The organism is Dermacoccus nishinomiyaensis (genome assembly GCF_900447535.1).
In the GTDB taxonomy this organism is placed as follows: domain Bacteria; phylum Actinomycetota; class Actinomycetes; order Actinomycetales; family Dermatophilaceae; genus Dermacoccus; species Dermacoccus nishinomiyaensis.
In genome coordinates, this window is sequence record NZ_UFXX01000001.1 from 1283311 (window position 1) to 1307053 (window position 23743).

Sequence of the window (23743 nt, forward strand, 5' to 3'; positions counted from 1 at the left end):
CGACGGCCGCCGCCAACCGGCCGCGCACATGCGCACCTCACTCACCAGGACGCTCGCCTCGCCGACTCGTAAAGCCCTTGGCACGAATGCGACACGGACGGTTGACGACGCCAGCCGCCACAAGCGGCCCACCGCCCACCGCTCACTGCGACGACTCCCGCCACGTGCTCGGGCGAGGACACCCGGGCAGACCTCCCCGCTCACCACACTTGAGTTAATTGTGATTAACTGAATGCGCGAGTGACGCAGGTCACCTGATCGCTCGCACCGACCCGTCCCACCGACGTCACGGGGTGAGCGAACGCATGGCCTTCGACCAAGCCGCCAACCGAGCCGAGCATCTGCGCCTGCTCGACGATCTGAACGACAAGCTGGCCCGCGCTGCGAAGGGTGGCAGCGACAAGTCGCGCGAGCGCCACGTCGCCCGCGGCAAGCTGTTGCCGCGCGACCGCGTCGAGACGCTGCTCGATCCGGGCAGCCCGTTCATCGAGCTCGCACCCCTCGCCGCCGACGGCATGTACGACGACGAGTGCCCCGGCGCCGGCGTCATCGGCGGTATCGGCCGCGTCGAGGGTCGCGAGTGCGTCATCGTCGCGAACGACGCGACCGTCAAGGGCGGCACCTACTACCCGATGACGGTGAAGAAGCACCTGCGCGCGCAGGAGATCGCGCGCGAGAACAACCTGCCGTGCATCTACCTCGTCGACTCCGGCGGAGCGTTCCTGCCCAAGCAGGACGACGTGTTCCCCGACCGCGACCACTTCGGCCGCATCTTCTACAACCAGGCGACGCTGTCGGCGAAGGGCATCCCACAGATCGCCGCCGTCATGGGCTCGTGCACCGCCGGCGGCGCCTACGTGCCCGCGATGAGCGACGAGACCGTCATCGTGCGCGAGCAGGGCACGATCTTCCTCGGCGGCCCGCCGCTGGTGAAGGCTGCGACTGGCGAGGTCGTCACGGCCGAGGATCTCGGTGGCGGCGACCTGCACTCGAAGGTCTCCGGCGTCACCGACCACCTCGCCGATGACGACCACGACGCGCTCATGACGGTGCGCAGCATCGTCAGCACGCTCGGGCCGAAGCCCGAAACCCCTTGGCGCACCGTGGAACCCCGCGACGCGGTCCATGACCAGGAGCGCCTCTACGACGTCGTCCCCGTCGACCTGCGCACACCGTACGACGTGCACGACGTCATCGAGACGATCGTCGACGCCGGGGAGTTCCACGAGTTCAAGGCCGAGTACGGCAAGACGCTCGTCACCGGGTTCGCGCACATCCACGGCCACCCCGTCGCGATCATCGCGAACAACGGCGTGCTGTTCGGCGAATCCGCGCAGAAGGGCGCGCACTTCATCGAGCTTGCCGACAAGCGCAAGACGCCGCTGCTGTTCCTGCAGAACATCACCGGTTTCATGGTGGGCCGCGAGTACGAGGCCGGGGGCATCGCCAAGCACGGCGCGAAGATGGTGACGGCCGTCGCCTGCGCGCGCGTACCGAAGTTCACCGTCGTCATCGGCGGCAGCTACGGTGCCGGCAACTACTCGATGTGCGGGCGCGCCTACTCGCCGCGATTCCTGTGGATGTGGCCCAACGCGCGCATCAGCGTCATGGGCGGTGAACAGGCCGCGAGCGTGCTCGCGACGGTGCGCGGCGACCAGCTCGAAGCCGCCGGCACCCCATGGAGCGACGACGACGCCGAGACGTTCAAGGCCCCGATCCGCGAGCAGTACGAGACGCAGGGCAACCCCTACTACTCGACCGCCCGCCTCTGGGACGACGGCGTCATCGACCCCGCCTCCACCCGCGACCTCGTCGGACTCGCCCTCGAGGCCTGCTCCGGCACCGACCTGCCCGACGTCAGCTACGGCGTCTTCCGGATGTGAGTGAGATGACCTCGAACACGACCTCCGCCCCCGACACGAACGTCGAGAAGCGCGACATCGCAACGGTTCTCATCGCCAACCGCGGCGAGATCGCCGTCCGCGTCATGCGCACGCTGCGCCGCATGGGCATCCGCAGCGTCGCCGTCTACACCGACGCCGACGCGAGCGCGCTGCACGTGCGCGAAGCCGACGTCGCCATCAACCTGGACCGTCTCGACGTTGCGCGCGGTGACGCCAGCGCCCCGGTTCGCACGAACTACCTCAGCATCCCCGCCGTCATCGAGGCGTGCCGCATCAGTGGCGCCGACGGCGTGCACCCGGGCTACGGGTTCCTGTCGGAGAACACCGCGTTCGCGGCTGCGTGCGAGGAGGCGGGCATCGCCTTCCTCGGCCCCGGCAGCCGCGCCATCGAGACGATGGGCGACAAGATCACGGCGAAGACAGCCGTCAGCGCGTTCGACGTGCCCGTCGTGCCCGGCCTCGCCCGACCCGGCCTGAGCGACGACGAGCTCGTCGCGGCCGCGAGCGAGGTCGGTTTCCCCGTCCTCATCAAGCCGAGCGCCGGCGGCGGCGGCAAGGGCATGCACGTCGTCGAGCGCGCCGAGGACATGGCCGACGCCGTCGCGCGCGCCCGTCGGGAGGCCGCCTCGAGCTTCGGCGACGACACGCTGTTCCTCGAACGGTTCGTGCTGCGCCCGCGGCACATCGAGGTGCAGGTCATCGCGGACAAGCACGGCAACGTCGTGCATCTCGGCGAGCGCGAGTGCTCGCTGCAGCGCCGTCACCAGAAGGTCATCGAAGAGGCACCGTCACCGCTGCTCGACGAAGCCACGCGTGCACGAATCGGCGAAGCGGCCTGCAACACAGCACGATCCGTCGACTACGTCGGTGCGGGGACGGTCGAGTTCATCGTCAGCGCCGACGCGCCCGACGAGTTCTTCTTCATGGAGATGAACACGCGCCTACAGGTCGAGCACCCCGTCACCGAACTCGTCACAGGCCTCGACCTCGTCGAGTGGCAGGTGCGCGTGGCCGCCGGTGAGCCGCTCGGGTTCACGCAGGACGACGTGACGCTGACGGGCCACGCCATCGAGGCGCGCGTGTACGCCGAGGACCCGGCGCGCGGCTTCCTGCCCACGGGCGGCGAGGTCATCTCGCTGTCCGAGCCGACGGGCGCCGGGGTGCGCGTCGACTCGGGGTTGCGCGTCGGCACGATCGTCGGCAGCAACTTCGACCCGATGCTGAGCAAGGTCATCGCCTACGGCCCCGACCGCGCGTCCGCCCTGCGAGGCCTCGACGCGGCGCTGGCGAAGACGCACATCGGCGGCGTCGTGACCAACATCGATTTCTGCCGCTTCTTGCTCGCCGACCCCGACGTCATCGCCGGGCGCCTCGACACCGGCCTGCTCGACGCGCGCGTCGCCGACTACGTCGCCACCCCCGCGCCCGACGGCGTGCTCGTCGCCGCAGCGTCGGCCTCGTTGGGGCTCGCCGGCGGTGGCGACCTGTGGGCCGGGCGAGACGGATGGCGCACCGGCCACAACAGCCCGCGGCGCGCCCGCTTCGCCGTCACCGACCCGAGTGAGGATGCCAGCGGCATCGTCGAGGTCGCCCTCGTGCATCACCGCGACGGTGATGACGTCACGATAAGCCGCGACGTGCCCGCCTCCGTGACGGCGGCCCGCGGCGACGGGGAGACAACGCGGCTCGCCGTCGTCATCGAGGGCGAGGAGACCGACGGCACAACGCGATTCGTCATCGACGCCGATGGCGAACGCCGCACGTACCGAACGGCGATCTCGAGCGACAAGAGCAGTACCCGCACGGTCTGGGTCGACTCACCCGACGGGACGTTCTCGCTCAAGGAAGCACCACACGTCAGCCTGCGGTCGTCGGCTGCGGCCAGCGCCGGTGGTGACATCACGAGCCCGATGCCGGGCGCCGTCATCGCCGTGCAGGTCGCCGATGGTGCCAAGGTCGCGGCGGGTGACGTCGTCGTCATCGTCGAGGCGATGAAGATGGAGCACTCCCTCACCGCACCGATCGACGGCACCGTCGAAGTTCTCGCCCCCGCAGGCACTCAGGTGGCCGTCGACGAGGTGCTCGCTCGCATCACACCGCCCGGCGCCTCCTGACCACCTCCCTCTTCATCCCACCCCGCTCTTTCCGCCTCTTCAGCCCCCCGCCGAGCCCTGATCCCCCGCCGAGCCCTGACCCTCCGCGTGCAAGCGCACCCGGGTGCACTTGCACGCAGAAGGGGTAGACGCCCACACACCCGTAGGAGACCGCCATGACCGACTTCATCGCGCAGGGCAATCTGCCCGACGAGTACGCCGACCTCGCGAAGGGCGTGCGCGACTTCGCGCAGCGTGTCGTCGCGCCTGTGTCGGCGCAGCACGACAAGGACCACACGTTCCCGTACGAGGTCGTCTCCGGCATGGCCGAGATGGGCCTGTTCGGCATCCCGTTTCCCGAGGAGTTCGGTGGCATGGGCGGCGACTACTTCGCCCTGTGCCTCGCGCTCGAGGAACTCGCGAAGGTCGACCAGAGCGTCGCCATCACCCTCGAGGCGGGCGTCGGGCTCGGCGCGATGCCGATCTACCGCTTCGGTTCGCAGGAGCAGAAGGAGCAGTGGCTACCGATGCTCGCCTCCGGTGAGGCGCTCGGCGGCTTCGGTCTGACGGAGGCCGGCGCCGGTTCTGACGCGTCCGGCACGCGCACGACGGCCAAGGAAGACGGCGACGAGTGGGTCATCAACGGCTCGAAGCAGTTCATCACCAACTCGGGCACCGACATCACGAAGCTCGTGACGGTGACGGCGGTGACGGGCGAGTCGCAGACGGCTGATGGGCGCGTCAAGAAGGAGATCTCGACAATCATCGTGCCGGCGATCACGCCGGGTTTCACGGCTGAGCCCGCCTACGACAAGGTCGGTTGGAATGCCTCCGACACGCATCCGCTGTCGTTCTCGGACGTGCGCGTGCCGAAGGCGAACCTGCTCGGCGAACGCGGTCGCGGGTACGCGAACTTCCTGCGCATCCTCGACGAGGGCCGCATCGCCATCGCGGCGCTGGCGGTCGGGGCGGCGCAGGGATGCGTCGACGAATCGGTGAAGTACGCAAAGGAACGTCAGGCGTTCGGGCACGCGATCGGTGAGTACCAGGCCATTCAGTTCAAGATCGCCCGCATGGAGGCACGGGCTCACACGGCGCGTTCGGCGTACTACAACGCCGCGGCACTCATGCTCGCCGGCAGGCCGTTCAAGAAGGCCGCGTCGATCGCGAAGATGGTCGCGTCGGAGGCCGCGATGGACAACGCCCGCGACGCCACGCAGATCCACGGCGGCTACGGCTTCATGAACGAGTACGTCGTCTCGCGTCACTACCGCGACTCGAAGATCCTCGAGATCGGCGAGGGCACCACCGAGGTGCAGCTCATGCTCATCGCCCGCGAACTGTCCTTGTGACCCACGATGTTGCCCGGGTTTCGGGGCGCAGGCGCCCCGAAACCCGGGCAACATCGACTCGACGAAAGATCGACTCGACGAAAGATCGACTCGACGAAAGGCCGTCATGCCCCTTCATGAAACACCCCAAGACGCCTCGAGCGACGACGCCGCTACCGGCCCCGAATCGGGCGAGCGACAGCCCAAGCGCATCACGCAGCGCGGACTGTGGTTCGAGGAGTTCGAGGTCGGCGCGATCTATGAGCACCGCCCCGGACGCACCGTCACCGAGGCCGACAACGTGCTGTTCACGACGCTGACGATGAATACTCAGGCCCTGCACCTCGACGCCGAGTACGGAGCGGGGACAGAATTCGGCGAGCGCCTCGTCAACTCGATGTTCACGCTGTCGACGCTCGTCGGGCTGTCGGTCGCCCAGCTGACGATGGGAACGATCGTCGCGAACCTCGGGTTCAGCGAGATCAGCTTTCCCAAGCCGATGCGCCACGGTGACACGATGTACGCCGAGACGCTGATCGAGGACAAGCGCGAATCGAAGTCGCGCCCCGGCCAGGGCATCGTCACGCTGCGGCACGTCGCGAAGAACCAGCTCGGTGACGTCGTCGCCGTCGCGGTGCGTCAGACGCTCGTGAAGTGCGCGCCGTCGGCCTGATGCACACCTGGTGACGGTTGGGGTGGATGGGGACGTTCAGACGTCACCATCCACCCCAACCGTCACCGTCTACCGACCGGAGGAACTCATGGACACAAGCACCTCGTGGACGATGCCGGGGCCGGGCTGGCTCTTCTGCCCGGCGGACCGCCCGGAGCGCTACGCGAAGGCCGCTGCGGCGGCGGACGTCGTCATCCTCGATCTGGAGGACGCCGTGAACCCGGCGGACAAGCCCGCGGCACGTCAGGCCCTCATCGACGCATTCAATTGTGACGGCGCACCGGACGTCGAGGCGATCGTCGTGCGCGTCAACGCCGCGACGACGGACGAGTTCGCCGCCGACCTCGTCTGCCTGGAGCAGCTACCCGTCCGTCGAGTCATGCTCGCCAAGACCGAGACGCGCGCCGACGTCGACGCCCTGCCAGACCACGACGTCATCGCCCTCATCGAATCTCCTCAGGGTGCCGTCAACGCCGCCGAGATCGCTGCCGCCCCGAACGTCGCCGGGTTCATGTGGGGCTCCGAGGACCTGACGGCGGGCTTCGGTGGGCGCCGCAGTCGCCTGGCCGACGGGAGTTACCACCCGATCGTTCAGCAGGTGCGCGGCAACGTCCTGCTGGCCGCGAAGGCGCACGGCTGCTTCGCACTCGACTCCGTGTTCATGGACATCGGCAACCTCCTCGCCCTGCGCGCCGAGGCCGATGACGCCGTCGCCATCGGTTTCGACGCGAAGGTCGCCATTCACCCCAAGCAGGTCGCCACGATCCGCGACGCCTACGCCCCTACCGATGAGCAGATCGACTGGGCCACGCGCCTCATGGACGCGGCGAAGCACGAACGCGGCGTGTTCACGTTCGAGGGACAGATGGTCGACGGGCCGGTGTTCAAGCAGGCCGAGCAGATCCTGCGACGCGCGAACTGACGCAACGCGGCCGGTGGGGCAATGACGGGGGCTGCTCCGAGCTGGCGCTGCGGCGGCGTCCCGGGCCCGCTCATCCCGCATCGCGGCCACGTCCGGCCCTCGACGGCGAGGTCCCGGCAGGCCCTTGATGGCGGGCCGGGCATGCAGGCCGCCGAGGTCAACGTCGACGCCCAGCGGTAGAGGCCACCGTCATCGGCCCCTGTCGGCGCCGCGGCCGTTCAGCTCTCGACGCGGCGTGAACCGATGACCCGGCGCCCCAGGAAGAAGAACGCCAGCACCGCCGCGACGAGCACCGCGACGCCTGCGCCGACGAACACGGTGTGCACCTGCACGACGCCCGCGTCACGCACGGTCTGCTCGCTCGTATGAGCGGCCTTCTGCATCTCGACGCTGAACTGGTGCAGGCCGATCGCCGTCAGCAGCGCGAGGCCGACGACCATGCCCATCATGCGGCCGACGACGACGAGTGCCGACGTCACGCCGTGCGCGTCGTCGGGCGAGTCGGCGAGCGCCGCGTCGTTGACGGGCGCGATGGCGAGGCCGATGCCGAGGCCCGCGACGGCGAGCACGAGCGTCGAGATGACGACGCCGCCGAGCGCGTCGCGCCCCCACGTACTCATCGCGAGGATCGCGGCCCCGGCCATGATGAGACCGGGAGCGGCGACGAGGGCCGGCCCCACGCGTCGCAGCAGGAACCCGCCGAGGAACGCCCCGATGGGCACGGCGACGAGAAAGCGCAGCAGGACGAACGCGGCCGCCGTCTGCGAGTCCGTCAGCGTCAGTCGCGCGAGGACCGGGATCTCGACGACGATCGCGACGAGCGCCGTGCCGACGAGGAACGACACCAGTAGCGCGACGGGCACCCGACCCGCCAGGACGCCGCGTTCGATGAGTGGTCGCCGCGCCGTGCGATGACGGATGCCGTACCCGACGAGCAGCACCGCCGCCACCGGCAGCAGCACGTATCCGGCGGGGCTGAGCACCTCCTTCGAGGTGTCGGCCGCGGCGAACGCCCACACGATGCAGGCGAGCGCGCCCGTCAGCAGCACGGCGCCGGGCAGGTCGACGGCGCGTAGCCGCGGCCACCAGATCCGTGCGGTCAGCGCGATGCCCAGCACGAGGACGCCGAGGCCACGCAATGCAATGGGGGTCGCCATGCGCGAGGTGTAGCCGTCGTACGGGACGAACGGCAGGCCGTAGTCGACGTCGGAGGTCAGCCGCTCCGGCGCCCACAGCGCGAGCAGGACGATGAGGGTTCCGACGAGCAACGCCAGCCACCCCAACCATCCGACGATGCGGGCCACGCGCCCGGGGCCTGACGACGCAGCAGCGACGCGGTGCGCGCCGTCGCCAGCCGCGGATGTCGACGCGCCGCGCCCGCCCACAGGCTCAACGCCGCCGCCCACGTCCGGCACCTGCGTGCTCGTCCGTCGCCCCAACACACCGATCATGACGGCGAGGACGACGGCCGCTGCAGCGTTGACCCAGAAGATCGCGCGCCACGACCACACGGCGAGGATCGCGGCGCCGAGCAGTGGGCCGAGCACCGACCCCACTTCCTGCACCGCCGACACCATCCCGAGCGCCATGCCCCGTCGCCCGCGCGGCAGCAGATCCGCGACGAGGGCCAGCGTCGCGGGCACGAGCCCGCCACCACCGATGCCCTGGATGACGCGCCCGCCGACGATGACAGGCAGGTCGACGGCGAGCGCCGTCACGACGCTGCCGAGGCCGAACAGCACGAGGCACCACAGCAACACGCGTTGGCGCGAGACGAGGTCGGACAGCCGTCCGATGAGCGGCAGCACGGCGATGTAACCGAGCAGGAAGCCCGACACGATCGGCGTCGCCCGTTGCAGTTCGTCGATGCCGAGGCCGACGCCCGCCATCATGTCCTGCAGCGCGAGGACGACGACGTACGTGTCGGCCGCCGTCAGCAGGACGGCGAGTGCCGCCGTCGCGAGCAGCGCCTTCGAACGGGTGGCGATCGCCGGAACGTCGGCGTCGGGCGCGGTGGCAGCGGTGAACGTCATGGGTCGTCGAGGTCTCTCGCGTCGGTGGTCAGTCGGCGGCCGGGTGCGTCACGAGCAGGGGTGAATCACCGGCAGGCACGGTCACGGCTGCTTGATGTCGACCTTCTGGTCGTACTTGGAGATGTCGATCGTGTACGTCGCGTCGGCCGAGTCGAAGAACGGGCCCGTGATGATCATGGTGCGCAGCTCGTCGGAGTCGGTGAGGCCGACCTCGACGGTGTAGTCGCCGCGCGTCTTGCCGAAACCCATCGCCTTCGCGGCGCTCGGGCCGTCGAGCGTGCCCTTGTACGTCGTCACCTTCTCGCCGCCGACGAGCTTCTCGCCCGAACGCTTCATGTCCTTGCTCATGAGCGGCATCGCCGGGATGCCACTCGTCGCGTTGAAAAGCGACGTCGGGGACGGCACACCGAGCGACTTGAGGTTCACCGTCAGGTACTTGGGCGAGAAGCTCGGCTTCACCCAGTTCTTGTCGCCGATGCTGATGATGCCGGCCTTGATCTCGTTGCCCTGCGTGCTCGCCGTCACGTCACCCTTGAACGCGGCGGGCGAGTTGACGACGTCGCCCTCCCCCGCCTTGAGCGCCGGTTCGTCCTTCGGCGCGGCCGAGCACGTCACCTTCGTGTGGTACCCGGACGTCTTGCCGATCTTGTCCTGCGCGGCCTTGAGACGCTTCGTCACGTCCTCGCCGCTGGAGGCGTTCGAATCGGACTTCTTCGCCGACGAGCACGCCGTCAGGGCGACGCTCGCGAGCGCTGCCGTCATGACGCTGCGGCGCGTGGGCATGTGGGAGGTCATGAGCTCACCTGTCCGTCGGGGGTCGTGAGCGGATGCTCACCTGTCGTTGTGACGCAGCCTATGCAATGCAGGTTCCGAAACGGGGCGGTTCACCGTCTCCGGGTGTGTTTGAGTGGGTCGCGTGAACCACGAATTCGCCCGCACCACCGTCACCGCCGCCGACGGCGCGCGCCTCGCCGTCTTCACCGCCGAGCCGGCCGATCTGGCGCCCGACGCGCCGACCGTCGTCATGTCCCACGGCTGGACACTGAGCCACCGCTCGTGGGAACCCGTTGCGCAGCGTCTGCTCGATCGCGGCGGCGTGCGAGTCGTGCTGTGGGATCAGCGCGGGCACGGCGACTCGACGTTCGCCGGTGGCCGCATGCGCCCCGGCGACGAGACCGTGCGCGCGCTCGGCGAGGACCTCGCGAGCGTCGTCGCCGAGACGGCACCGGAGGGATCACCGGTCATCGTCGCGGGTCACTCGATGGGCGGGATGACGGTGATGGCGTTCGCCGGGCTGCACCCGGGGCTCCTGGGTGAGAAGGTCATCGGCGCGGTGCTCGTCTCGACGTCGTCAGGGCAGTTGCGCGGCTTCACCGTCCCCGGCGAGAAGTGGATCGTCAAGGCGCTCAAGCACGTTCCGCTCCGCCCGGGCCGTCTCGTCACCCTCGCCTCACAGCGCCGCGGCGGCTTCGGCATCGACCCGCGCGACGAAGACGTCCGGGCCGCGCGCGACCAGATCGCCGCCACGCGCATCTCGACGAGCGGCGCGTTCTACACCGCGCTCATGGCGCACGACGAACTCGCCGCGCTGGCCGCGCTGAGCAAGGTGCCCGTGCGCATCCTCGTCGGCTCGCGTGATCTGCTGACGCCGAAGCGCCACTCCATCGCTCTCGCCGAGGCCATGCCCGACGCTCACCTCGACATCGTGGACGGCCGGGGCCACATGCTGACGTACGAGGAGCCCGACCTCGTCACCGACGCCATCGGCGACGTCATCACGCAGGCCGGCGCGAACGATCAGGGCTCTGCCGTCACGTCCGCGTGACGCCGGGGCCATCGTGCGCCTGCCGCGGCCACGTCGGCGTCCCGCTCAGGACGCCTGAGCGCGGCGCCCCCGCGAAGGGGACGCCGCGCTCAGTCATGTGCGCGAGGTGGCGGCTCAAGCGTCGCGTCGCGGGACGACGATCATCGGCACGGGCAGCGACGAGAGCATGCGCGTCGCAGCGGAGCCGAGGAAGGTGCGTCGGTTCTGCGCGAGCCGGGACGAGCCGACGCACAGCGCCGTGCGCTCGTCCCAGTCGATCTTCTTGACGGCCTGCTTGAGCGAGCGGCCCTGACCGACGACGGTCGTGACCTCCGCGCGGTCACCGACGCGCTTGGCTGCGTCGGCGAGCACGCGCTCGGCCTCATCGAAGCCGTCGACGTGGAACTGCTTGTCCTGCTTGAGCGAGACGAGCGAGATGAGCTGCAGCGGCAGGCCGACGCGCTTGATCGCGTCTGCGGCCTCGATGGCGACCTGGTGCGCGCCGGGGCGCGGGCCGATGGCGGCGGACAGCGACGAGAGCGAGTCGAACTTCACCTTGCGGTAGTTGCGCGGCGCCATGGCGATCGGGACGGGGCTCGAGTGCAGCAGGCCGCCGACGATGGCGTTCGTCGCGACGGGCTGACCCGCGCCCGAACCGGCACCGATGACGATGGCCTGCGAGCCAAGCTGCTCGGCTGCGGCGAGGATGCCCTGCGTGATCGACTCGCCGTAGACGACGTGCGTCTCGACCTCGACGCCCTCGCCCACCGACTTCGCGGCCGTCTTCAGCCAGCCGGCCGCCTCGCGTCCGACCTCCTGCTCGAAGGTGCGGTCGCCCGCGGTGACGGTGAAACCGTTCGTCTGCTGGAAGACGACGTACACGATGTCGAGCTTCGCCTCGAAGGTGCGCGCGAGCACGGCGCCGAGCTTGAGGGCGTCCTCCGAACGCTTGTCCCCACCCCAGGCCACGAGGTAGCGCGTGCCAGGAGTCGTCACTGCAGGTGTGTTCTCTGTCATACGTCAAATCTACCTGCCCCGATGCCGTGCCATCAGCGCCGCGATACGAATGTGACCGAAACTCGCAAGGGTGGACGAAAATCGCAGAAGGGGACGGGAACCGCAGAGGGGACGCGCGAAACGGGCCGGACACCGTGATCGGTGTCCGGCCCGTTTCAGTGTGCGGTTCACTGCTCAGGCAGCTGTCGCGACGATCAGCTCTCGACGCCCGCGTCGGGCTCGACCCTCTCCGACACGATGCGCAGACCCGTCACCGGAGGCTCGACGCCCTCCGGTGCCGTGACGCCATCCGGCAGCTTCAGCGCCGCGCCACGTTCGACGTCAATCGTCACCTTCTCGCCGTCGAGCACCTCGCCGGCGAGGAGTGCACGAGCCAGACGGTCGCCGATCTCCTTCTGCACGAGGCGACGCAGCGGGCGCGCACCGTACGCCGGGTCGTACCCCGTCTCGGCGAGCCACTCGCGCGCGGCCGGCGTCACCTCGAGGGTGATGCGGCGATCGGCGAGCCGCTTGCTCAGCGACGCGACCTGCAGCTCGACGATGTGCGACAGCTCGTCCCGCGTCAGCGGGTCGAAGATGACGATCTCGTCGAGACGGTTGAGGAACTCGGGCTTGAACTGCGCGCGCACCGCACCCATGACAGCGCCATGCTTGGCCTCCGGCGCCATCGTCGGGTCGACGAGGAACTGGCTGCCCAGGTTCGACGTCATGACGAGGATGACGTTGCGGAAGTCGACCGTGCGGCCCTGCCCGTCCGTCAGGCGCCCGTCGTCGAGCACCTGCAGGAGGATGTCGAACGTCTCCGGGTGCGCCTTCTCGACCTCGTCGAGCAGCACGACCGAGTACGGGCGACGGCGCACAGCCTCGGTCAGCTGACCGCCCTCTTCGTACCCGACGTAGCCGGGAGGCGAACCGATGAGGCGCGCGACGGCGTGACGCTCGGAGTACTCCGACATGTCGATGCGCACCATGGCGCGCTCGTCGTCGAAGAGGAAGTCGGCGAGCGACTTCGCGAGCTCCGTCTTGCCCACACCCGTCGGGCCGAGGAACAGGAACGAACCGGTCGGACGATCGGGGTCGGCGATGCCGGAGCGCGAACGGCGCACGGCGTCACTGACAGCCTCGACCGCGGCCTTCTGACCGATGAGGCGCTCGCCGAGGAAGTCCTCCATGCGCAGCAGCTTCTCGGTCTCGCCCTCGAGCAGACGCCCGGCGGGGATGCCGGTCCAGCTGGCGATGACCTCGGCGATGTCGTCGGCGGTCACCTCGTCGGAGACCATCGGCGCCTCGCCGCCGGCCTTCGAGGACGTCGCCTCGGCTGCCTGCGCCTCGTCGAGCTGCTTCTCAAGAGCCGGGATGTCGCCGTAGAGCAACTTCGAGGCGTTGCCGTAGTCACCTTCGCGCTGCAGCTTCTCAGCCTGCGTGCGCAGGTCGTCGATCTGGGCCTTGAGATCACCGACCTTGTTGAGGCTGGCCTTCTCGGCCTCCCAACGCGCCGTCAGCGCGGCGAGCTGTTCCTCGGTGTCGGCGCGGTCGGCCCGCAGCTTCGCGAGTCGGTCGCGCGAGGCCGGGTCGGTCTCGCTCTCGAGGTGCAGTTCTTCCATGTTCATGCGGTCGACGCTGCGGCGTAGCTGGTCGATCTCGACGGGGCTCGAGTCGATCTCCATGCGCAGACGCGACGCGGCCTCGTCGATGAGGTCGATCGCCTTGTCGGGCAGCTGTCGGCTCGTGATGTAGCGGTCGCTCAACGTCGCAGCGGCGACGAGCGCCTGGTCGGCGATGGCGACCTTGTGGTGCGCCTCGTAGCGCTCCTTCAGGCCGCGCAGGATCGCGATCGTGTCCTCGACGCTCGGCTCACCGACGAACACCTGCTGGAAACGACGCTCCAGCGCCGGGTCCTTCTCGATGTTCTCGCGGTACTCGTCGAGCGTCGTCGCACCGACGAGACGCAGCTCGCCGCGCGCGAGCATCGGCTTGAGCATGTTGCCGGCGTCCATCGACGAGTCGCCGCCGGCACCCGCGCCGACGACGGTGTGGATCTCGTCGATGAACGTGACGATCTCGCCGTCGGAGTTCTTGATCTCCTCGAGGACGGCCTTGAGGCGCTCCTCGAACTCGCCGCGGTACTTCGCACCGGCGACCATCGCGCCGAGGTCGAGGGAGATGAGGCGCTTGTCGCGCAGGCTCTCCGGCACGTCCCCGGCGACGATGCGCTGCGCGAGACCCTCGACGACGGCCGTCTTGCCGACGCCGGGCTCACCGATGAGGACGGGGTTGTTCTTCGTGCGGCGGCTCAGCACCTGCACGACGCGACGGATCTCGCTGTCGCGGCCGATGACGGGGTCGAGCTTGCCCTCACGGGCGAGGGCCGTCAGGTCGGTGCCGAACTTCTCGAGCGCCTCGAACGTGCCCTCGGGCTCGGCGGAGGTGACCTTGCGGCCACCGCGCGTCGCGGGGATCGCCTGTTCGATCGCCTCCGCGTTCAGCGTGGAGAACTTGCCCGTGCGAGCGAGCGCGAGCAGCAGGTGGTCGGTCGAGGTGAACGCATCCCCCATGGCGCTCATGTCGCTGCGCGCCTTCTCGAGCACGTTGAGCAGCTCGCGGCTCATGCCGGGCTGGCCCACGCTTGCACCCGAGCTGCTCGGGAACGTGCGCAGGTCGGCCTCGGCCTGCGCGATGACTGCCTGCGGAGTGGTGCCCGTCGCCTCGAGCAGCGGGCCTGTGGTCGTGTCGGTCTGTTCCGCGAGCGCCTTGAGGAGGTGCGCGGGCTCGATCGAGGGGTTGCCGGCCGACTGCGCGGCCGTCACGGCGGCGGAGAGGGCCTCCTGCGCCTTCGTTGTCAGTTGAATATCCACTGCTGACTCCTTGTCGTTGAACGTCTTCTTGCTGCAATGCACGACGTTCGCTGACGGGCCCGGTGGCTCGACAGCGACCTCACCTTCAGTATGGCTGGTCGCGCATCTTCCTGTCAGGTACAACCGCAACAAAGTTGCGCGTATTCCACTCAACTCACGGGTACACACGAAGCTCATGAGTGTGTCCACACGGACGGCCCTCGTTTGATGACGGCGACCTCGAATGCACAACTGAGTGTGCTCAAAAAACGTTTCATCGCCTGGGGGATCCACATGACCAGACCCATCTCACGCCGCTCCCTCGCCCGAGGGGCCGCCGGGAGCATCCCCGCCGTCACCGTTGCGGGCGCTGCCCCCGTGATGGCGGCATCCACCTGTGGCGCCCCCACACCTCGTGTCAGCGGCGGCGTCATCTACGACTGGGGTGATGTCAGCGCATCGACGACGAATCAATCGCTCAACGTCGGCGCCCCGACATGCGTCGACAACCTGCCCGCCGGCGTGACCGTTGCCAGGTGACCTACGACTACTGGCTCGGGCTGCGCAACGGCCAGACATCTTCCGGCCCTGGCATCTTCTGGGTCGGTGACACCACCTCCAACCGCCGGAGTTCCTGTGGCTCGTCCACCTGTTCCTACATGACCTACTCCTACGGCAGCGCGGGGTGGCAGCCGGTGACCAGCACCTCACGAAGCACGAACATCGCCCACCTCAATGGCACCCCCGCGAGCTGGAATCTTCACTTCGAGTGGCGCGCAGGAAGCGGGGCAGGCTCGTACAGCCTTGTCACGGGTACGACGTGCCGCAACTTCACCACCGGCCCTTCGGGTCGCTTCATCACGAACTACTCGAACGCCGTCGCCCCGCTCGGGTGCGGTGTGGCGCAGGGCGGACTCAGCTACGTACAGGACGTCACGGTCACGCTGCCCGACGGCACGACGCTGCCGTGCCAGGTCAAGTCGCTCGACGCATCGAACACGTGTTGACGACACCGCTGCGACGCCGAACGCACCGGCCGCTCCGACACCGCGGGCTGCACCTTCTTTCTCCGGGGCGGCCCGCGTCGTCGTGTCGGCCACCGGACACCGCGTCGCCGCGAGATTTCGGGGTTGTCGTCGCCGGGTGGCACGCTTCATCCGTGCGAAGCATCGGCAAGATCCTGTCCTCCACCCGCGCGCTGTGGCCGTCGTATCTCGCGATCGTCGTCAGCTCGGTTCTCATCACGGCGACGTCGCTCGTCATGCCGTTCATCATCTCGGGTGCGACGGACGAGGTGGTCTCCGTCGTCAAGACGGGCGCGAACCCGTCGGGGCACGTCACGACCATCATGTGGTTCGCGGTGGCCCTGCTCGTGGCCGACCTCGCGAACACGGCGATCAGCAACATCGGCGGGTACATCGGCGACGTGACGGCGGTGCGGCTGCGCCGCATCCTGTCGACGCGCTACTTCGAGAAGCTGCTGACGCTGCCGCAGAGCTACTTCGACCGTGAGCTGACGGGCAGGATCATCAACCGCCTCTCGCGGAACATCTCGGAGACGACACAGTTCCTCAACTCGTTCGCGAACAACTTCCTGCCGATGCTGCTGACGACGTTCGCGGTGCTCGTCATCTCCGCCATCTACTCGTGGCCGCTCGCGCTGCTGCTGCTCATCGTCTTCCCCGTCTTCATGTACCTGACGACGCTGACGAGCAAGAAGTGGCAGGTGCTCGAGGGCGAGAAGAACAGCCAGTTCGACATCGCCGGCGGACGTTTTGCCGAGGTCGTCGGGCAGATCCGCGTCGTCAAGAGCTTCGGTCAGGAGCGCCGCGAGCTCACGTCGTTCGACGAGCGGTACGCGAGCACCGTCGCGACGACGCGCGAGCAGTCGCGCTACTGGCACCTCATGGATGGCGCGCGACGCGGCGCCCTCAACGTCATCTTCTTCGGCGTCTACTCGATCATCTTCGTGCAGACCGTCGAGGGGCACTTCTCCATCGGTGACATGGTGCTGCTCATCCAACTCGTCAACATGGCGCGTCAGCCCGTCATGATGATGAGCTACCTCATTGACTCGGGCCAGCGGGCCGTCGCTGGCAGCCGCGACTACTTCCGCGTCCTCGAAGAACGACCAGAGCGGGAGGGCCTCGACCTGCTCGGCGCCGCCGACACCGCGCCGGGTGCGACGATCGACGCCGCGCGTGCGCGCGCCGCCGCATGCACCGGGTCCGTCATCGAGTTCGATCACGCCTCGTTCGGCTATGACGCCGACCGGGACGTGCTGAAGGACATCACGCTGGCCGTCGAACGGGGTGAACGTGTCGCGTTCGTCGGCGAGTCCGGCGGCGGCAAGACGACGCTCATCAGCCTCCTGCTCGGGCTGTACACGGTGCATGACGGGCACCTACGCGTCTTCGGCCGTGACACCGCCGAGACGCCGCTCGACGAGCTGCGCAGCGACTTCGGCGTCGTGTTCCAGGACGCGTCGCTGTTCAGCGGCACGATTCGCGAGAACATCGCCTACGGCCACCCCGAGGCCACCGACGAGGAGATCCGGGCCGCGGCCGAACGCGCCAACGCCGACGTGTTCATCCGCCAGTTCCCCGACGGCTACGACACGACGATCGGCGAACGCGGCCTCAAGCTGTCCGGCGGCCAGAAGCAGCGCATCGCCGTGGCGCGGGCGATGCTCAAGGACGCGCCGATCCTCATCCTCGACGAGGCGACGAGCGCGCTCGACACCAAGTCGGAGCGGCTCGTGCAGGCCGGCCTCGACGAGCTCATGGAGGGCCGCACGTCCCTCATCATCGCCCACCGCCTGTCGACGATCAGCGCCGTCGACCGCATCGTCACCCTGCGCGACGGACGCATCGACGAGGTCGGCCCGCCCGCTGAGCTCGCCACCTCCGGCGGCATCTACGCCGAGTTGCTCGCCCTGCAGGCGTCGGGGTCGAAGCGCGACAAGAAGCGCCTCAAGGCCTACGACATCGCCGGGTGAGCACCGCCGTCAGGACACCTTGGCGCCGGCGCAGCCCTTCGGCCCGTCGAGCGCACCCTTGCGGTAGGCGCGGATGAGGTCGAAACCGTCGGAGCCACCGACCATGAGCAGTGCCTGGATGGCTTCGTCGAGGTCGCCAGGCGACATCGTGAACGAGCTGGTCTGCGGACGGTTGTGCAGGATGACGTCGGCGGAGTAGGCACCCGCGTAGCAGACGCCGCGATCGGCGGCGTCGTCGCCGAGCGGCTTGCCCGAGCGGCTCAGGGCCGCCTTGCCGTACTGCGCGGCCAGGAGCACGATTGGGCCGAAGTCGCCTGTCTCCCGGTAGATCTCACGCGTGACGTCGTCGTTCCACCCGATCGAGTCGTCGCTCGGGCAGTAGTACGCGACGGCGTCCGTCACCGTCTCGTCGCCGCACGTGGCCGGCTTCCTCGTCGCGAACGGCGTCAGCTTGCCCATCGGCTTCCACTGCTGACCGTTCGTCACCTGGGGGTAGGTGTGCTCCCAGTAGTCGTCGAGGTCGTAGGCGCCGCTCTGCATCGCCGACTCGTACGGCAGGTTCCCGCCGCTCGCAGCGTCCGTGTAGCTCGTGAACGGCAGCTCGGTGACGACGGGCTCCTCGCTCGTGTACGCCTTGCACGCCTTCAGGCCGTCGTCGTAGCCCGTCTGGAAGGAGTTGACGCGGTCGAAGCCGTTGCCGTGCGCCTGTTCGGAGCGCGGGTCCTCACCCACCGGGTCCTTCACCGCGAGGATCGCGGCGGCGGCCTGCGTCGGCGTCTCCGACGAGGCGGCGACGACCTTGTCGTCGATCGCGTGATGGAGCCAGGCGCCGGCGAAGCAGTCGGCCTGCAGCTCCTGCACGACGGGTTTGCCGCGGTAGCCGAAACGGTGCTGCACCGCGTGCCCGAACTCGTGCGCCATGATGACCTGCGGCGCGATGTCGCCGTAGGCGCTGCGCATGTCGGTGAGCAGGCCCGTCGAATCCCAGGCGATCGCCCCGTCCTCGTAGCAGTAGTAGGCATTTCCGGTGACGTCACCGCAGACCGACGGTGAACGGCGTCCCGCCTTGGTGTCGACGGAGTAGTAGGCCTTGATGGGTGTGAACGCCGAGCCGTAGACCGCTGGCAGCTGCCGACCCCAGTAGCGTTCGAGGTCCGCGACGGCGGCCGTCGCGAGCTTCGCGGCGTCGCTGCGCCGGTCGCCTCGCACGACGACCTTCGACACATCGATGGGCTGGCTCGAGGTGGACGCCTGCGATCCGGGGGTGCTCGCGGACGGCGACGACGCGGCGCCGGTGTGTCCCGAGGTGGTGGCCGAGGCGGGCGCCGAGGTGGGCGCCGAGGAGCCACCGGTCGTGGCGCTCGTGCACCCCGTCACGGCAAGCGCGGCCGCGACGGTGACGACCGTGCCCCGCATGATGCGGCCGCGCGCGGCTGCGCTTCGCCGTGACGCCGCGTCGGTGCCCGGCAGATCGGCGCGTTTGGTCGCGCGTCGTGATGTCATCCCCATGGAGCCACCCTCCTGTGTCCGGCGCGCCTCTCGCGCGCGTCGGCAGCCACCCGATGGCCGGCCGATGCGTCGAGGTTAGCGCGGGGCGGAGAGCCTCCGCGACAGGATCGGATGCGCGTGTGGAGGGTGCTCACCAGCGCCGCCTCGCCCCTGAGCGGCCTCAGAGAACACTCTGGACGGTCGGTCAATGTCCTCTGATGACCGTTTCCCGCCGCACCGTCGTCCCAGGCACCGCGTGGAGCATCCCCGCCGTCACGATCGCCGCGGCGAGCCCATCCGGCACAGCCTCGAACACCGCACGCAGCCCTGAGAGCAGGGCGACCATGGATCTCGCCTTCGCCGACCTGCGGACGAAGCAGGGCTCGCTGACGGTCAACTTCTACCAGTTGGTCCTGAGCGCCAATGGATTCGAGGGCGAATCCTGGCTCAACCTGCGCAACGACAGCGACGTCCCCCTGCGCTTCGCGGCCGACCACCCCCTGGCGCCGCGCGTCGACGTCGTCGGGCGCACCGGACCCAAGGACACCGAGCGGGCGGGGACCTGGCCGTCCACCTCGTAGCACACCATCACGCGCGGTGGCTTCGACAAGACGACGGGAACCCTCACCTACACCTGGACGTTCGTCGGCACTGTCCCGCTTGTGGCAAGGGCGACAACGAGGCGGACTTCTGATTCCACTGACAGGACGGCTTCATGTTCAGGGGCCGCATCACGAACGAGATCCGCATCACGCCGTTGATGCCCAACACGCCCCTGCCGCCCACCCTCGAGCCCATCGCCCTCACGTCCGGGCAGGGCGCTGCGTGCCAGAACTACTACGACGCCAAGGTCGCGGAGTACAACCGATTGGCCCGCACCATTGCCTCATACGCGGACGGTTCTAGGAACAGCGGCAGCTCCGATCGTCATGGCGACCAGAGCGTCGCGCTCGGGCAGACGGTCGCCTCCAGCGTCATCGGCGACTTCCGCCCGGCGGGTGCCGTCGACGGTATCTACTGACGGCTCGGCTCGGCCGGAACGTCAGGAGGGCGGTACCCGATCGGGTACCGCCCTCCTGACGCTGCACTGGGCGCCCACGGAGGCGCTGCTCAGCAGCTTGCCCGGCACGTCATCGCGTGGGGGAAGGTCGTCACGCGCGCGCCGAACCGCCCTCACCACGTGGGTCGCGCACGTCGTCGACCTCGTCGACCTCGACGACCTCGCGCTGCACCGGCTCGGTGACGGTGACGTTCTCCTTCGTCGCACTGATGCCGAGGTGCAGCCGTTCGACGGCGTAGACCCGCGTCGAGAGCACGGGGCGCTCCTCGTGCAGCACGATGACGCCGTCCTCGTCGCGCCGGTCGGCGTCACGTGTGTGCGTGCCCTCTGCGGCTTCGACGTCGTACACCTCGCCCTCGGCATGCGTGTGCTCGCCCAGCGCCGAACCGCCGTCGAGGTTCTCGATGCGCGGCTGCCACGTCGAGGCGGGGACGTCGACGGCTTCCTCGCTGCCGTCGTCGTACACGCGCACGACGTCGACGACCTCGCGGCGCACGGGGACGGTGATCGTCACCTCTTCGACGACGACACGCTTGCGAACCTCGACGCGCCCGGCCTCGGCGCGCTCGACACCCGCGACGAGACGCTCCTCGTGCAGGACGACGCCCGCTTCGTCGGAGTCCACGCCATCGCGACGCATTCCGGCAGCCTGCTGACGCGTGTCCTGCTCGTAGGCCTCGGCGTCGAAGGGACGCTCGTCAGGGCGGTTCTTCGTCATCTGCAGACTCCTTCGTGTGGTGAGCGCGGCACCCCGCTGCGCCCGTGACCGGTTGGGGGCCATGGCGGCCCCGTTCGACGATCACGCTACCCGAGCGCCCGTCACGGCGCGATGCTCTCTCGGGGTGAGGCAGACGCTCACCGGGAGGGCGCGGCTGCCGTCCAGGTGCACGCGCCACGTGCGTGATTCGACGACGGCGCCCGATGGCCCTCAGCCTGCCGCCGCCCCTTCGCCGCGAGCGCGCCCGCCCACACACGTCGCCCGCATCGACGCCGAACCGCCCTGAACGCCTTGCGAAGACGCGCGCCGTGAGCCAAGGTGAAGACATGACTGACGAGAAGAAGATCATCGTGACCCGCACCATCGAGGCCCCGGCGCAGGACGTCTTCAACGTCCTCACCAACCCGGCCGAGCACGTCAAGCTCGACGGCTCGGGCTTCATCCGCAGCGTCGACCACGGCGACCGCATCCAGAAGGTCGGCCAGGTGTTCACCATGAACATGGTCGGCGAGCACATGGGCGGCGAATACCAGACCGACAACCACGTCACCGGGTACGCCGATGACAAGCTCGTCGCGTGGCAGACGGCGCCCGCCGGCACCGAGCCCAAGGGCTGGGAGTGGATGTACGAGCTCGAGGCCCACGGCCCGAAGGAGACCGCCGTCACCCTGACGTACGACTGGAGCAAGGTCACCGACAAGGAACTGCTCAAGAAGGTGCACTTCCCCCTGGTCGAGAAGCACGCCCTCGAGGAGTCGCTCGCGAAGCTCGAAGAGCGCGCCACGTCGAACTGACGCCCGTTCATCGGTGAGGCCCCATTCCCGCGCGGGAATGGGGCCTCACCGATGCTGGGAGCAACTAGTCCGATGTGCCGGTCGACGGCGGCAACGCGTCGGTGAGGTCGCGCAGTCGCCACCCGGCGCGTCTCTTGGCCCGTCAGCACGCCCGGCGGCGTTTAGCTCAGCGCGTCAGCACGACCGGCGGCGCGACCTGCGTCGCGTCAGCTCTTCCGACGCCGCGCCGCTCAGTCCGTCGGCAGCTGCGCGGGGTTGGGGTCGAGCCAGCCGTCATGCTCCTTGGCGAGCGCGTCGAAACGCTCGGTGAGGGCCTGCGCGACGGCCGAGGCAGGATCGTCGACAGTGTCCTGCTTGACGTAGACGCCCCACTCGTGATCCTCGTCGTCCTCCTCACCTGCCAGCGCCTCACGCACGACGCGCACGTCGGTGAAGTCACCCGATTCGAGCAGGTCGTCCGCGATCTCCTCGGCGACGTCACGCTCGGGAAACAACATGAGGTACTCGGTCATGGGCACTACTGTGCCAAGGAAACCTGGGGATTGTCATCGTCGCCGCGCCCACGCGAGGCGGTAGATTGGCGACTCGAGTGGGGCGGCTCGAGTCAGACGACTCCAGTCGAGCGGCTCGAGTCAAGCGCGTGGATCGAATGTGAGGAATCGTCATGGTGTGGGCCCTCGTCGTCGCCGTCGTCCTGCTCCTGCTCATCGGGTGGAGCAACCTGACGCTGCAGAAGCAGGTGCGTCACCTGCAGGAGGAGATCACCGATCTGCGTGCGGGCCAGGATCTGTCCGAGCGCGTCAGCTACCTCGTGCACAAGGGTCGCGAGATCGAGGCCATCGCGATGTATCGCAGCGCGACGGGCCTCGGCCTGCTCGAGAGCAAGAACGCCGTCGAAGTCATCGCCAAGAACAACCCCCAGCTCTGACGTGCCGCTGGCGCCCCTGCCGCCGGCGTCAGAGCGCGTCAAGCCGCGTCAGGTCACTCTTCTCGTGGCCCGCTCCTCACCTGCGATCTACGTCCACGTGCGCGATTCTTGGTCATATCGACGAATGTGGACGGGAATCGCAGATGGGACAGGAAGCGCAGATGGTCACGGCGTCTCGTCGATAGCTGCTCGTCCACCTGAGTTCACCCAGGCTTCATGCCCCGGATCACCCACGGCCAGCCGGACGCCGACATCGGGCCACGCGAACGACCTACCGTCAGCCCGATGAAGGGACGTTACGTAGCGGTCGGAGACTCGTTCACCGAGGGCGTCGGTGACGCGAACCTCATGTACCCCAACGGCGTGCGCGGGTGGGCCGATCGTATGGCCCGCCAGATGGGGCGCGTGGACGCGACGTGGGAGTACGCGAACTTCGCCATCCGCAGCAAGCGTCTCGACGAGATCGTCGACGAGCAGTTCGACGCCGCCCTCGCGCTCGAACCGACGCTCATCTCGTTCTACGCCGGCGGCAACGACATCCTCGCCGTCCGCTCCGACATGCCCGCCATCATGGAGCGTTACGAGGCCGCGCTGCAGCGCCTCGTCGGATCGGGCGCGGAGGTGCTGCTGTTCACGACGTTCGACGTGAAGATCTCGACGGCGCTCGAGCCGCTGCGGCGGCGCATCGTCTTCTACAACGACGCCGTGCGCGAACTGGCCCGCCAGTACGGCTGCCTGCTCGTCGATCACACCCAGTTTCGAGAGTTCGACGACCCGCGCATGTGGGCGTTCGACCGCATCCACATGAGCCGGCTCGGGCACAAGCACCTCGCCGCCTACGTGCTCGCCGAACTCGGCATCCCCCACACGCTCAAACTGCCGGAGCTGCCTCCGTTCGAGGCGCCGCACTGGCGCGAGAGCATCCGCACCGAGAGCCGATGGCTCGCCACCGAGGTGATCCCCCTCTTCCGGCGCCGCATCAACGGCGTCCGTGAGGGCGATACGCTTCCCCCGAAGTGGCCCGAACCGATCCGCCCCGCGGACGGCATGAAGCGACTGGCCCGTGCGCGCGCGGGCGACGCCGTCGAGGTCAGGGCACGCGCAGGTGAACGCCACGCCGGCTGAGCGCCCGCGTCACGCTCACGA

At 68.8% G+C, this 23743-nt stretch carries 21 protein-coding genes; 14 read left to right on the top strand and 7 right to left on the bottom strand.

Translation table 11 applies throughout. The annotated features are described in order from the left end of the window. Positions 1–305 precede the first annotated feature (305 nt). The 5 genes from DYE07_RS06075 to DYE07_RS06095 all read left to right on the top strand — a co-directional run bounded on the left by DYE07_RS06075 (position 306) and on the right by DYE07_RS06095 (position 6923). Positions 306–1883, top strand: coding sequence for a carboxyl transferase domain-containing protein (locus tag DYE07_RS06075; RefSeq protein ID WP_040014862.1), 1578 nt, complete (start codon positions 306–308; stop codon positions 1881–1883). 5 nt (positions 1884–1888) lie between these two features. Next, complete coding sequence (locus tag DYE07_RS06080; RefSeq protein WP_115296550.1) at positions 1889–4018, top strand: ATP-binding protein; 2130 nt, start codon at positions 1889–1891, stop codon at positions 4016–4018. Between the two features lie 155 nt (positions 4019–4173). Further along, entirely contained in the window at positions 4174–5349 is a 1176-nt protein-coding gene (locus tag DYE07_RS06085; protein ID WP_115296551.1) for an acyl-CoA dehydrogenase family protein, read from the top strand. A gap of 106 nt (positions 5350–5455) precedes the next feature. Further along, a complete protein-coding gene (locus DYE07_RS06090; RefSeq protein ID WP_237723897.1) occupies positions 5456–6001 on the top strand; it encodes a MaoC family dehydratase in 546 nt (181 codons plus the stop codon). An 88-nt stretch (positions 6002–6089) separates the two neighbouring features. Beyond that, positions 6090–6923, top strand: coding sequence for an HpcH/HpaI aldolase/citrate lyase family protein (locus tag DYE07_RS06095; protein ID WP_115296552.1), 834 nt, complete (start codon positions 6090–6092; stop codon positions 6921–6923). A 218-nt stretch (positions 6924–7141) separates the two neighbouring features. Here the strand turns inward: DYE07_RS06095 and DYE07_RS06100 are convergent, their stop codons facing one another. Together DYE07_RS06100 and DYE07_RS06105 are read right to left on the bottom strand one after the other, a co-directional pair. Then, positions 7142–8956, bottom strand: a complete 1815-nt coding sequence (locus DYE07_RS06100) for an MFS transporter (protein WP_115296553.1) — start codon at positions 8954–8956, stop codon at positions 7142–7144. 81 nt (positions 8957–9037) lie between these two features. Next, the gene (locus DYE07_RS06105) at positions 9038–9751 is read right to left on the bottom strand and encodes an LppX_LprAFG lipoprotein (RefSeq protein WP_115296554.1); all 714 of its coding nucleotides are present in this window, start codon (positions 9749–9751) and stop codon (positions 9038–9040) included. A gap of 121 nt (positions 9752–9872) precedes the next feature. Between DYE07_RS06105 and DYE07_RS06110 the strand changes: the two genes are divergently transcribed. Beyond that, entirely contained in the window at positions 9873–10781 is a 909-nt protein-coding gene (locus DYE07_RS06110; protein WP_006946120.1) for an alpha/beta fold hydrolase, read from the top strand. A gap of 114 nt (positions 10782–10895) precedes the next feature. Here the strand turns inward: DYE07_RS06110 and DYE07_RS06115 are convergent, their stop codons facing one another. Both DYE07_RS06115 and clpB read right to left on the bottom strand, forming a co-directional pair. Further along, a complete protein-coding gene (locus DYE07_RS06115; protein ID WP_082740471.1) occupies positions 10896–11777 on the bottom strand; it encodes a universal stress protein in 882 nt (293 codons plus the stop codon). Between the two features lie 194 nt (positions 11778–11971). After that, on the bottom strand, positions 11972–14632 hold the full coding sequence (clpB, locus tag DYE07_RS06120; RefSeq protein WP_040014867.1) for an ATP-dependent chaperone ClpB: 2661 nt from the start codon (positions 14630–14632) through the stop codon (positions 11972–11974). A gap of 207 nt (positions 14633–14839) precedes the next feature. On the opposite strand from clpB, the gene DYE07_RS14490 reads away from it, so the two are divergent. The 3 genes from DYE07_RS14490 (at position 14840) to DYE07_RS06130 (ending at position 17609) form a co-directional block, all read left to right on the top strand. Further along, positions 14840–15151: a hypothetical protein gene (locus DYE07_RS14490; protein ID WP_147286891.1), complete on the top strand. Its 312-nt coding sequence runs from the start codon at positions 14840–14842 to the stop codon at positions 15149–15151. After that, positions 15148–15618 carry a hypothetical protein gene (locus DYE07_RS06125; RefSeq protein ID WP_115296555.1) on the top strand — a complete coding sequence of 157 codons (471 nt, stop codon included), beginning with the start codon at positions 15148–15150 and terminating at the stop codon, positions 15616–15618. The genes DYE07_RS14490 and DYE07_RS06125 overlap by 4 nt, the downstream gene beginning before the upstream one ends. Positions 15619–15770: 152 nt before the next feature. Further along, positions 15771–17609, top strand: a complete 1839-nt coding sequence (locus DYE07_RS06130; protein WP_115296556.1) for an ABC transporter ATP-binding protein — start codon at positions 15771–15773, stop codon at positions 17607–17609. 9 nt (positions 17610–17618) lie between these two features. Here the strand turns inward: DYE07_RS06130 and DYE07_RS06135 are convergent, their stop codons facing one another. Further along, positions 17619–19118 (bottom strand): neutral zinc metallopeptidase, encoded by a 1500-nt coding sequence (locus tag DYE07_RS06135; protein WP_006946253.1) that lies wholly within the window; start codon positions 19116–19118, stop codon positions 17619–17621. Between the two features lie 197 nt (positions 19119–19315). Between DYE07_RS06135 and DYE07_RS06140 the strand changes: the two genes are divergently transcribed. Continuing rightward, positions 19316–19678: a hypothetical protein gene (locus tag DYE07_RS06140; RefSeq protein WP_147286892.1), complete on the top strand. Its 363-nt coding sequence runs from the start codon at positions 19316–19318 to the stop codon at positions 19676–19678. A gap of 134 nt (positions 19679–19812) precedes the next feature. Beyond that, the gene (locus DYE07_RS06145) at positions 19813–20118 is read left to right on the top strand and encodes a hypothetical protein (protein WP_115296558.1); all 306 of its coding nucleotides are present in this window, start codon (positions 19813–19815) and stop codon (positions 20116–20118) included. 130 nt (positions 20119–20248) lie between these two features. On the opposite strand, the gene DYE07_RS06150 is transcribed toward DYE07_RS06145, so the two are convergent. After that, complete coding sequence (locus tag DYE07_RS06150; protein ID WP_172462955.1) at positions 20249–20875, bottom strand: DUF2382 domain-containing protein; 627 nt, start codon at positions 20873–20875, stop codon at positions 20249–20251. Positions 20876–21201: 326 nt separating this feature from the next. On the opposite strand from DYE07_RS06150, the gene DYE07_RS06155 reads away from it, so the two are divergent. Continuing rightward, positions 21202–21669 carry an SRPBCC domain-containing protein gene (locus DYE07_RS06155; RefSeq protein ID WP_038570291.1) on the top strand — a complete coding sequence of 156 codons (468 nt, stop codon included), beginning with the start codon at positions 21202–21204 and terminating at the stop codon, positions 21667–21669. 230 nt (positions 21670–21899) lie between these two features. Here the strand turns inward: DYE07_RS06155 and DYE07_RS06160 are convergent, their stop codons facing one another. After that, positions 21900–22181, bottom strand: a complete 282-nt coding sequence (locus tag DYE07_RS06160; protein ID WP_115296560.1) for a hypothetical protein — start codon at positions 22179–22181, stop codon at positions 21900–21902. A 152-nt stretch (positions 22182–22333) separates the two neighbouring features. On the opposite strand from DYE07_RS06160, the gene DYE07_RS06165 reads away from it, so the two are divergent. Next, complete coding sequence (locus DYE07_RS06165) at positions 22334–22597, top strand: hypothetical protein (protein ID WP_006946272.1); 264 nt, start codon at positions 22334–22336, stop codon at positions 22595–22597. Between the two features lie 285 nt (positions 22598–22882). Then, positions 22883–23722: an SGNH/GDSL hydrolase family protein gene (locus tag DYE07_RS06170; RefSeq protein WP_040014827.1), complete on the top strand. Its 840-nt coding sequence runs from the start codon at positions 22883–22885 to the stop codon at positions 23720–23722. The last annotated feature ends 21 nt before the right edge of the window (positions 23723–23743 follow it).